Origin of the sequence: Pedobacter agri PB92, assembly GCF_000258495.1 — a bacterium.
GTDB classification, from domain to species: Bacteria; Bacteroidota; Bacteroidia; order Sphingobacteriales; family Sphingobacteriaceae; genus Pedobacter; species Pedobacter agri.
In genome coordinates, this window is record NZ_AJLG01000173.1 from 1 (window position 1) to 10,437 (window position 10,437).

Consider the following 10,437-nt stretch of genomic DNA (forward strand, 5'->3'; position numbering starts at 1 on the left):
GGAATGTTAATCTATCTTTTTTGTTCCATTCTGCTTTAGCTTTTTCTAAAGCCTCTTTTTCTAAATTCGAAGCATACGTTTCATAGGTGCCTGGTTTTTTTAATTTCGTGTAAAGCATTTTAAATTCGCGTTTTAATGAATCGCTTGCTTTGCCATCTTTAAACAATTTTTCTGCTTCCACATAAGCCTTCTCATCTTGTCCGTTTTTTATCAGGTAAGTCACTAAACGACCAGATCCATCAGGAGATGGGCCTGATAACTCAATAGCCTTTTCCTGTAGCGACAAGGCTTCTTTAAAATTGCCTTGATGGTATTGCAACAAAGCATAAGTATCAGCGTACATGCCCCAGGTCCTGTCCAAGGTTTTCAAATAATCTTCTTTTTTATTATAAGAAGCTGGTTTTTCATCGTTTTTTGCTTGTTCAACCAATGCCAGTGATTCTTTTGAAAGTTTCGTAGCAAGTTCGATGTTCTCTTTCTTCTCTGCTGATGGCCATGCAAATGAATTATAAAGCCCTGCTCTTGAAAGTTTGCTGTCAATTTTATTGGCATAAAGCTCAAACTTTTCATAGTTTTTAGCCTTACTTGCGGCAGAGGCAAGAATGTTATATACTGAATTCATTTTATTTTGATCCGCTTTCTTGGTCAGGTCAAATTTATATTTCGCAATCAATTCATTTGCTTTTTGCTCTTGCAGGCTAAAATCTTTCGTGGTGTAAAGGCTGTTCATATCCTGGCCATAAGCATAGTTACCAGCTGGAAATTTTTTTAAGGTAATGGCTTTAACTGAATCTGCCTGCGGCTTTCGCTTTAACAGGGTATAAAGTGAAGTTGTAGCAACCAAGTCTTCTTCCTTAGGATCTTTAATGTTTGCCAAATTTTTAATCGTCTCATTAATCAGTTTTGTACCCTCCTCTTTATCAACTTTGTATTCCATCGACAAATAAGAAGAAAGATTTTTCTTTTTCAATTCAGGTTTCAATGCAAATGCTTGTTTATAAAGAGATGCTGATTTTTCAGGATCGAGCGTTAATCCCAAATAGTAATTACCTGCCAATCCATAAAGAAATGCTTCGTTAATGAAGGTCTCAGGAGAAATTTTCCCTGCTTTTGTATATCGAATGATATAGCCTTCTGGTGCTTCATCTTTCTGATCGCCGGAAGAGAAAGCAAGTCCAACCAATGTAGTACTGTCAGAGGTAGTGATCTCCCCTTTGTATAATTCTCCATCCTTTACCAACTCTATTTTTGCAGCCTTTGGATTGGCCGAAGAAAAAAAAAGTATAACTTGAACACTTAATGTCGGTTAGGTTTTGCAAATTGGTTCCTTTTGGCTGGTAAGTAAATGTGACTTTACTGCCGGCAGCTGGTTTTTCGGGAGAGAATTTTACCCCTTGAGCGTTCACAACTCCTGCAAAAATTATTAATAAAAATAAAAGTTTTAATGGTTTCATAATGAAAGATTTAAATGAGAATTTAAGATAACTAAATATATAGTTTAATTTTTAAAATATCAATATCTATTAAAATTTTAAGGAACAATTTTTGCAGGATTTGCAGTATGACTTATGAACAAAAAATTACCCACGATGTAGACTTTTGGAAATTTAAAATTTTACAGAAACAGTCGCTTTTTAACCAGGTTACTGATACTGTTCAGAAGAAAATAAATAGTTACATACCCGAAAAAGTGCATCACGCCATAACTACAGCTATAAAGCAAATGGTTAAAGCGGTACTTTTTGGCTCTACATTTACCACCTCCAAACCGATACTCAATTTAACTTTAATGCATCGCGAAGCATTAATTAAACAAAAGATTGAAAATTATAAAAAAACAGGTGCTGCCGAAGGTGGCATCACGGGTGCAGGCGGTTTTTTAATGAGCCTGGCCGATTTTCCTATATTATTAGGTATTAAAATGAAAATGTTGTTTGATATTGCCGCTGTTTATGGCTATGATGTAAAGGATTACAGAGAACGCTTGTTTATACTCCATATATTTCAACTGGCTTTTTCGAGCAAAGAAGAAGGCAAAAACATTTTTGTCAAAATGCAGGATTGGGATAATCAAGCGCATCAATTGCCAACCAATATTGATGAATTTGACTGGCTAACCTTTCAACAACAATATCGTGATTATATCGATTTAGCTAAACTGGCTCAAATGCTACCCTTCGTTGGAGCAGCAGTTGGTGCCGTAGCAAACTATAAGCTAATTGAAAAATTAGGCACCACAGCCATGATGAGTTATCGTATGAGATATTTTAATTTGGAACATGCCGTTCTTAGTGATCAAAAACTTGTTGAAAATAAACCAGGAAAGAATTAATCCTCATCAAACATCCCACTGATCAGATCATCAGTTTCTCTCCTGTCTTTTTTGGTTGGCCGTCCGCTACCGCGATCACGTTTCAAACTCGGTGCGTGGAAGGCAGATTTAAAAGCATGTGTTTCTTCAACTGGTGTTAAGTCTTTGTACTTCGTAAGCGCAGTTGGTGAATCAGTTCTGTTATAGGAAAACTCCACTACTTCAATCACCTTCTTCTCAATGCCTTTTGATACCTGATAAACATCACCAATTTTAACAATTGCAGATGGCTTAATATTCTGGCCTTTCAATTTTACCCTACCCGCCTTACAGGCATCGGTAGCCAAACTTCTGGTTTTAAACAACCTAATTGCCCATAAATATTTATCTATCCTCAGTTTCTCCGCTTCTGCCATAATTTGTTTTTACTTGTTGATTGGTTCTTCGTTAGTTCGATAATGCTCAATTCGAAACGCCAAGTCTATAGCACAAAGTTAAGTAACCATAAGCTAATAAACCAAACATCTTGGTGGTCTTCAAATTAACCGATCATACAACACGCAAACCAATCATTAAAAAGCTAAAAAACAAAACAAACTCAACTCAAAACCAAAAAAATTGAGTTATTTTGCGTAAAATTTAAAAACATCATGTATTCAGATTTAAAGAAATTAATTGAAGCCGCTTGGGAAGACAGAACCCTTTTACAGTACAGTAACTATTGCGAAGCCATTGAAACCGTAATTTTAGGATTGGATAAAGGTGAAATTCGCGTTGCTGAGCCTGTTTTAAACTCTTGGGGCATTAATGAATGGGTAAAAAAAGCGGTTATCTTATATTTCCCGATTCGCGAGATGAAGGAGATTAAAAGCGGGCCGTTTGTTTATCATGATAAGATGGATTTGAAAACAGATTACAAAGCAACAGGTGTTCGTGTGGTACCAATGGCAAGTGCCCGTTATGGCTCATATTTAGCTAAGGGGGTAATCATGATGCCATCATATGTAAACATAGGTGCTTATGTTGATGAAGGTACAATGGTTGATACCTGGGCGACAGTTGGCTCATGTGCTCAAATTGGAAAACGTGTGCATCTTAGTGGTGGCGTAGGTATTGGCGGCGTTTTAGAACCTGTTCAGGCAGCACCGGTAATTATTGAGGATGATTGTTTCTTAGGTTCGAGAGCAATTGTAGTTGAAGGTGTTAAATTAGAAAAAGAAGTGGTTTTAGGTGCCAATGTTGTTTTAACAGCATCGACCAAAATTATTGATGTAACTGGCGCCACTCCAGTTGAATATAAAGGTGTAGTTCCAGCCCGTTCTGTTGTTATACCAGGAAGTTATACCAAATCTTTTCCGGCAGGAGATTACCAGGTGCCTTGTGCTTTAATTATCGGCAAACGTAAAGAGAGCACAGATAAAAAAACTTCCCTTAACGATGCGTTAAGAGAAAATAATGTAGCTGTTTAAGCTGAAGGCGCAAAGTTGAAAGCGGAAAGCGAAAATAAAATACAAAAAGCCGAAAGTCCTGAACTTGAGCAATCAAGCTTTGGTCTTTCGGCTTTAAGCTTTAAGCTCAAAATTGGTTACGATGGTAAGCGGGCTGCAAATAACTTAACTGGTTTAGGAAATTACAGTCGCTCGCTGATTGAACACCTCGCCGGGCAATACCCGGAGAATCAATACTTGGTGTACTCACCAAAAATCAAATCGGCCAAACAAATTGATACCTTCTTTAAAAACGACAATATCGAGCTAAAGTTACCAAGGGATACCCATTTTCTTTGGCGAACGTTAAATGTTGTAAAGGACTTGTTAAGAGATCACGTTCAGATCTTTCATGGATTAAGTCATGAAATTCCTTTCTATATTGAGCATACCCCGATAAAATCTGTTGTAACCATACATGATTTAATCTTTCTTCGTTTTCCTGAATACTATAAATTTATTGACAGAAAACTTTACGAGTGGAAAAGCAAATCAGCTTGTAAACGAGCAAATAGAATTATTGCAATTAGTGAAAAAACCAAACAGGATATTGTTGAGTTTTATGGCATCAATCAAGATAAAATTGAAGTAATTTACCAAAGTTGTGATGACAGCTTCAAAACCGCCTTTCCTGAACATACACTAAACAAAATTCGGGCTGCTTACGCTCTTCCCGAAAATTACATTTTAAACGTTGGCACGATTGAGTCGCGTAAAAATCTTAAACTCATCGTGAAGGCGTTAAAACAGGTAAAGCCTGATTATAAATTAGTTGTGATTGGTAAACGAACCAGCTATTTTAAAGAAGTGGAGCAAGAGATTGAACTTTTGGATTTAAAAGATCGGATCATTTTCTTAACGAATATTCCATTTGCTGATTTGCCGGGGATCTACCAAATGGCTAGTGTTTTCGTGTATCCATCCTTTTATGAAGGTTTTGGCATTCCAATTATTGAGGCGTTATACAGTTCAGTACCCGTGGTAGCTGCAACAGGATCATGTTTGGAAGAAGCCGGCGGACCAAATAGTATTTATGTTTCACCAAACGATGCCGATCAGCTGGCTGCATCAATCAACAGCATCCTGGCTAACCCTTCATTACAAATTGAAATGAAAGCAAAAGGGCTGGAATTCGTTCAGAAATTCAACAGCCCTTTAGTTACGCAGCAATTAATGAATTGCTATCAAAAAGTTTTAGCTTAATTATTTAGCGGCAATCGCATTTGGTGGATATTGCGCCAAAATCTCTCTCACGCCAGTATATAATCTTTCTTCTCTTTTATTTAGATTATCCAGATTAAAGCCTGATCCTCGTCCATGCCAAAATAATATTTTCTTTGCCGGATCTAAGAAGTCGATGATAATTGTACCTTCGATGTATTGGTTTACGTAGCTTGGTCCACCTCCCCAAAATGGAGAACCCCAGCCACCACGCCAGCCCCAGCCGCCGCCCCAACCCCATCCACCGTAATAGGCAGGGCCATAAACATCAGTTTTTTCTCTGGCAACTACAACTAAATTAACTAGCAAGTCCGGCTTGTCGGCTTTAACAAATCCTTTAGCGTTCATTTCGGCTTCCACAGCAGCCATTAATCTACGTTTATCTAAATTATTAAGTCTTACCCTGGCAATACCTTTATCGTAAAAATTATAAGTTTTGTAGGTGCTGAAATCTACGTTCTTGTCGTAGTCAGATGCTGTCCGAAGACTTGAACATCCGGATAATGCCAATACAACTGTAAATAGCATTAATAATGTTTTAAATGTTTTCATTTGTGCGTTTTTTTATTTGAATAACCTGAAATAAATATACTGAATTTGTATGTTAAAATTTACTACATGCAAGAATTTTACAATTTTATTGTTATGTAAAAAACGAATTAAAATTGAATTAGTTTTACGATATAGCGCTTTGGTTTAGCTTATTACGAAATTTAACATTTGAAGGAAATTAGTATAGCTCTTTCAAGGGTGCCACAAAATGTTTTATACTGCTTGACCCAGTTAAAGTATGATCTATTTTGCCGTTGTTTTTCTCTGTGTCTTGTTTAACCGTTTTCCAAAGGCTGATGAAATCCTGGTGCGTCATCATTTGATCATCCGCGTATGCGTCTGGCACTTTAAGCTCCGCTGCAAAGTTTTCAGTAAATTCAAAGCCCGTTAAGTTGTATTTAAACGAGCCGCTTGCATCCGCTATCTCATAAATTATTCCGGGTAAGCCACCAAATTTCCAGGGTCCGGTCTGTATATCCTGATCATACTTAAACCACGCACAATAGTTTCTTCCTCTGAAAAAAGTTTCGGCTTTTACACATAATATGTCATCAATACTTTTAGTTTCTTCAGAAATTTTCCATTTAAAGTTATTTAAAGAATCGATGACCAAAACCGGTGCTTTCATCCAAATACTTTCGGCATAAATTAAACTTTTGCTAGCCGGATTCTTTAACAGAAATGGAATTTTATTCTTGTTTCCTGGTAGATAAATATTCTTCGTTACAGAAGATCCATTGTAAATTGTAGTATCATTCATCTTTTGGCGGGCAACCGGGAACTCTATTGACCTGCCCTTGTCATAATATTGATCAAGGAAATTTGTAGCTGTTCTCCCAGCTAAATTCTGAGTGTAACTGTAATGAAGTATAACTTTTTTCTGCGCAAAGGTTAGTACAGAAAACATAAGCATCAACATGAGAGAAATGATGTTTTTCATATCATTTAATCGTTCTGATAAAAATAAGTATTGTGTAGCGCAAAATTTGAAGATTAACAACATTTAACATTTTAATAAATAATAACTTTGTAACATGCTTAAAGATGAAATTAATAATGCCTTAGAAGTGATCAAAAACGGTGGCGTGATCTTGTACCCAACGGATACGATTTGGGGGCTGGGCTGCGATGCTACAAATGCTGCAGCGGTTGATAAGTTACTAAAGATAAAAAATAGACCAGCCGAAAAAAGCCTGATTGTGCTTTTAGATGTTGATAGCAAACTTCAAAGTTATGTTAAAGAAATTCCTGAGGTAGCTTATGATTTAATTGAATATGCTGAAAACCCACTGACAATTATTTTTTCAGATGCTAAAAATCTTGCCGCCAACGTAATTAATGCTGATGGAAGTGTTGGTATTAGAATTGTTGAACACGATTTCTGTACGCCTTTAATCCAACGTTTCAGAAAACCCATAGTTTCCACCTCAGCAAACCTCAGTGGTAAACCGTCACCAAAATTCTTTGATGATATTGATCCCGAAATTTTAGATGCAGTTGATTATGTGGTGGATTTTGAGCAGGAAAACCGCACTATCAAAAAACCGTCAACCATTATGAAGCTTACGCCTAGCGGGCAGTTTGAATTTATTCGTAAGTAAATTTTATTACTTTTGTGTCACTTATTAACCTAGTCATCACTCTGATTTTTACAGAGTCTGTAAGGGAAAAGATGCTGATTCCAACTATTCGAACGGCATAACGACTCCAACATTATGCAACAACATCTTCAACATTCCATATTTAAAACACTCTCAACTATTGCTGATCAGAATAAAAATGAAGCCTATGTAATTGGGGGCTTTGTAAGAGATTTATTTCTCAATCGTCCATCAAAAGATATTGATGTTGTAGTGGTAGGCAGTGGAATTGATTATGCCGAAGCTGTAGGGAAAAAATTAAACACGAAAGTCGCCATTTTCAAAAATTTCGGTACTGCTAATATCAAGTTTCAGGATTTGGAAGTAGAATTTGTTGGCGCAAGGAAAGAGTCTTACCGATCTGATTCCCGCAAACCAATTGTAGAAGATGGAACATTACAAGATGACCAGCTACGCAGAGATTTTACCATTAATGCTTTGGCACTTAATTTAAACGCTAAACATTTTGGAGAATTATTAGATCCTTTTGAGGGTGTTAAAGATTTAGAGAATAAATTAATCCGAACGCCTCTTGATCCAGAAATTACATTTTCTGATGATCCTTTACGCATGATGCGGGCCATCCGTTTCGCATCGCAACTCAATTTCAGTATAGATCCTGCAGCTTTACAAGCAATTAAAGCTCAAAAAAAGCGCATCAGTATTGTATCTAAGGAGCGTATTACTGATGAGATGAATAAAATCATTCTATCTCCTCTTCCGTCAATAGGTTTTAAACACCTTTTTGATACTGGTTTGCTTGAAATTATTTTTCCACAAATGGCTCAACTTTATGGTGTGGATATCATAAAAGGAAAAGGACATAAAGATAATTTCTACCACACACTGGAGGTTTTGGATAATATTTGTGCGGTTACTGACGATTTGTGGTTGCGCTGGGCGGCCATTTTACATGATATCGCTAAGCCTGCCACCAAACGTTTTGAGGAAGGGCACGGATGGACTTTCCATGGACATGAAGATCGTGGAGCGAGAATGGTTCCCAAAATTTTCGCTCAGCTAAAACTACCTTTAAACGAAAAAATGAAATTTGTTCAGAAGCTGGTTCAACTGCATCTCCGTCCTATTGTGCTGGCACAGGAAACTGTAACAGACTCGGCAGTACGCAGATTACTTTTTGATGCAGGTGAGGAAATTGAAAGTTTAATGATGCTTTGCAATGCCGATGTAACCACAAAAAATGAATACAAAAAAACCAAGTACCGACGCAACTTTGAACTGGTTAAGCAAAAGTTAAGAGATGTTGAAGAGCGGGATAAAATTCGCAACTGGCAACCCCCTATTTCCGGCAATGATATTATGGAAACTTTTGCTTTGGATGCGGGCAGAGAGGTTGGCCTGATTAAAAATGCAATACGCGAAGCGATACTGGAGGGCGAGATCAAAAATGATTATGATGAGGCGTTTCATTTTATGCTAAATCAGGCAAAACAAATGGGTTTAAATCCTGTTAATAAATAATTTAATTGCCCATCCATCAAATAAAGGCAACATTTTGTACAATTTGATGTTTGAGGTAATACAAATTAACTTTATTTTTACGGTTCCAAAATACACTAATGGCTATTTATAAATTTAGAATTACTTTCGAAGATTTTGATGATGTTGTGAGAGAGATCGACATTAAATCAAACCAAACATTTGAAGACCTGCACAAGGCTATTCACAAATCTACAGGTTATAATGCTGAAAAATCTTCGTCATTCTATGTAAGTACCGACAATTGGTTAAAGGGTGATGAAATTGCCTACCTTCCAAGTGAACGAAAAAAGGATAGAGTGGTATTAATGGAAAACTCTAAACTAAGTGGCTTTATTGAAGATCCGCATCAAAAATTTTACTACATCTATAATTTTGAAAGGCCTTATGATTTTCATGTTGAATTGGTAAAAATTGTACTTGATCCTGATCCAAACATTGAATATCCGTTTTTGGCTAAAAGTACTGGTGAGGCGCCAAAAATTATGGAAAAGAATAGTCCTACTTCCGTTGATCCACGTGGCGACATCGCGTCTGCCAGCGAGTTTGATTTTCTAAATGAAATGAATTTCGTACCAGAAGACACTGATGAGTTAGAGGCTATGGGCGAAATGGGTATTAATGAAAAAGAAAGTGACGATGAAGATGAAAGCGAAGATGACGAATTTGGAGATGAGTTTTCTGACAACGACAGTTATGATGATGATCAGAAAGATGATTATTAGTTTATAACTTGATAATAAAAGACTATAGAAGCTGTCAGAATTTAAATTTGACAGCTTTTATTTTATACGCAACACATGCCAAACACAAAAACATTAATTGCAATTGTTGGTCCTACTGCTATTGGGAAAACGGCATTGGCCATACAACTCGCTCAACACTTTAATACCGAAATTCTTTCTGCCGACTCACGCCAGTTTTTCAAAGAAATGGAAATTGGTACCGCAAAACCAAATACCAAAGAATTAGCTGCTGCAACTCACCACTTTATTAATTCGCATAGTGTAACACAACTTTTTAGTACAGGTGATTTTGAAGTAGAGGCACTGGAAAAGTTGGAACAAATTTTTGAAAATAATAATCTAGCAATCCTGGTCGGCGGGTCGGGTCTTTATGTTAATGCATTGCTTAATGGTCTTGATGAAATGCCAGAGATTGATCTTGCCATTCGAGAGAAACTAAATAAACAATTTGAAATAGACGGTTTATCAGCTATTCAACAAGATTTGGCAAGGCTCGATCCAGAATATTTTGCAAAAGTTGACCAACAAAATCCCCAGAGAATGATAAGAGGCCTGGAAGTCATTTTATCAACAGGGAAAAAACTATCTTCAATGCTCTCGGCAACAAAAAAAGTGAGACCATTCAAAGTGATAAAAATTGGTTTGAATACCGATCGCAAAGTGCTATATGACAGAATTAATAAAAGAGTAGACCAAATGATTAGCGATGGATTAATAGATGAAGTACAGTCACTTGAAAAATTCAAAGAATTAAATGCTTTAAAAACGGTTGGATACAGTGAGATTTTTGATTATTTAGATGACTTAACCTCTTTAGAAGAAGCGATTTCCGCAATTAAACAAAATACGCGTCGTTTTGCGAAAAGACAATTAACATGGTTCAGGCGTGATGAGGAAATCACATGGTTTGAGCCAAATGATGATAAAAGTGTGGTAAATTTTATTCAACATCAACTATAAAAAAAGGGATTCACATTGAT

General features: G+C 36.5%; 12 protein-coding genes. 7 read left to right on the forward strand and 5 right to left on the reverse strand.

Features of this window, described 5'->3' with window-relative positions:
* Positions 1–1,240 (reverse strand): hypothetical protein (locus tag ON09_RS19385; RefSeq protein WP_010602729.1); only part of this gene is annotated, 1,240 nt, incomplete at its 3' end.
* Positions 1,194–1,454: a hypothetical protein gene (locus ON09_RS25430; RefSeq protein ID WP_010602730.1), complete on the reverse strand. Its 261-nt coding sequence runs from the start codon at positions 1,452–1,454 to the stop codon at positions 1,194–1,196. The genes ON09_RS25430 and ON09_RS19385, both read right to left, overlap by 47 nt.
* A 107-nt stretch (positions 1,455–1,561) precedes the next feature.
* Between ON09_RS25430 and ON09_RS19395 the strand changes: the two genes are divergently transcribed.
* A complete protein-coding gene (locus tag ON09_RS19395) occupies positions 1,562–2,332 on the forward strand; it encodes an EcsC family protein (RefSeq protein WP_010602731.1) in 771 nt (256 codons plus the stop codon).
* On the opposite strand, the gene ON09_RS19400 is transcribed toward ON09_RS19395, so the two are convergent.
* Positions 2,329–2,727, reverse strand: coding sequence for an RNA-binding S4 domain-containing protein (locus ON09_RS19400; RefSeq protein WP_010602732.1), 399 nt, complete (start codon positions 2,725–2,727; stop codon positions 2,329–2,331). The genes ON09_RS19395 and ON09_RS19400 overlap by 4 nt on opposite strands.
* A 234-nt stretch (positions 2,728–2,961) precedes the next feature.
* Here ON09_RS19400 and ON09_RS19405 point away from each other — a divergent pair, with 234 nt between their 5' ends.
* Entirely contained in the window at positions 2,962–3,780 is an 819-nt protein-coding gene (locus tag ON09_RS19405; RefSeq protein ID WP_010602733.1) for a 2,3,4,5-tetrahydropyridine-2,6-dicarboxylate N-succinyltransferase, read from the forward strand.
* Positions 3,781–3,795: 15 nt separating this feature from the next.
* Positions 3,796–5,001: a glycosyltransferase family 4 protein gene (locus ON09_RS19410; protein WP_010602734.1), complete on the forward strand. Its 1,206-nt coding sequence runs from the start codon at positions 3,796–3,798 to the stop codon at positions 4,999–5,001.
* Here ON09_RS19410 and ON09_RS19415 read toward each other — a convergent pair whose 3' ends face one another.
* Both ON09_RS19415 and ON09_RS24460 read right to left on the reverse strand, forming a co-directional pair.
* A complete protein-coding gene (locus ON09_RS19415; RefSeq protein ID WP_010602735.1) occupies positions 5,002–5,571 on the reverse strand; it encodes a DUF4136 domain-containing protein in 570 nt (189 codons plus the stop codon).
* A 178-nt stretch (positions 5,572–5,749) separates the two neighbouring features.
* On the reverse strand, positions 5,750–6,511 hold the full coding sequence (locus tag ON09_RS24460) for a GLPGLI family protein (RefSeq protein ID WP_051010241.1): 762 nt from the start codon (positions 6,509–6,511) through the stop codon (positions 5,750–5,752).
* Positions 6,512–6,605: 94 nt separating this feature from the next.
* On the opposite strand from ON09_RS24460, the gene ON09_RS19425 reads away from it, so the two are divergent.
* The 4 genes from ON09_RS19425 to miaA all read left to right on the forward strand — a co-directional run bounded on the left by ON09_RS19425 (position 6,606) and on the right by miaA (position 10,417).
* Entirely contained in the window at positions 6,606–7,172 is a 567-nt protein-coding gene (locus tag ON09_RS19425; RefSeq protein WP_010602737.1) for an L-threonylcarbamoyladenylate synthase, read from the forward strand.
* A gap of 114 nt (positions 7,173–7,286) precedes the next feature.
* Positions 7,287–8,693, forward strand: a complete 1,407-nt coding sequence (locus tag ON09_RS19430; RefSeq protein ID WP_010602738.1) for a CCA tRNA nucleotidyltransferase — start codon at positions 7,287–7,289, stop codon at positions 8,691–8,693.
* A gap of 98 nt (positions 8,694–8,791) precedes the next feature.
* Complete coding sequence (locus tag ON09_RS19435) at positions 8,792–9,436, forward strand: IS1096 element passenger TnpR family protein (RefSeq protein ID WP_010602739.1); 645 nt, start codon at positions 8,792–8,794, stop codon at positions 9,434–9,436.
* Positions 9,437–9,511: 75 nt separating this feature from the next.
* Complete coding sequence (gene miaA / locus ON09_RS19440; protein ID WP_010602740.1) at positions 9,512–10,417, forward strand: tRNA (adenosine(37)-N6)-dimethylallyltransferase MiaA; 906 nt, start codon at positions 9,512–9,514, stop codon at positions 10,415–10,417.
* The last annotated feature ends 20 nt before the right edge of the window (positions 10,418–10,437 follow it).